Origin of the sequence: Bradyrhizobium sp. NBAIM03, from assembly GCF_020194055.1 — a bacterium.
Lineage (GTDB): Bacteria > Pseudomonadota > Alphaproteobacteria > Rhizobiales > Xanthobacteraceae > Bradyrhizobium > Bradyrhizobium yuanmingense.
In genome coordinates, this window is record NZ_JADYVS010000173.1 from 1 (window position 1) to 437 (window position 437).

1 protein-coding gene is annotated in these 437 nt (G+C 67.3%); it reads left to right on the forward strand.

What is annotated here, in order from left to right:
- Window positions 1-80 precede the first annotated feature (80 nt).
- A partial coding sequence (locus I6F21_RS37950; RefSeq protein WP_225184412.1) for a hypothetical protein occupies window positions 81-437 on the forward strand: 357 nt, incomplete at its 3' end.

Here is a 437-nt window from a genome sequence, read left to right on the forward strand (position 1 = left end):
TCCCTACGGGGTCAGCCAAGGACAAGCACGCGCGCCTGGTAGCCCGTGTCCGCATGCGCCTGGTGACGTCGGGAGGTCAAGTGAATCACGGGAACCTGACTTGCGAAGACGCCAGCGCGGCACCGGCGGTCGAAGGCATCGGCTACCTGCTGCGCACAGGACGGGCGGCTAACGCTCCTCGGTATCGCCTGATTTCCGACACGGTCGCCGAACAGGGGGGCGAGGGCGGACGAGTTCCTGCGGTCCGGCTCACGGAGTTCACGGCGGACGAGTCGCTGGCCATCGAGCAAGCGCTCTCTGAACGTCGTCGAGGTCATCGCGGCGGCCTGGGCCGTTGCCAGGGAAGAAAAAGCGTTGACGGCGTGGCCTACCCGCGGCGAATCATGGTCACGCTGCGGCAGGCGGACGTGGCCATCTTGCTGCGACTGGGCAACGGC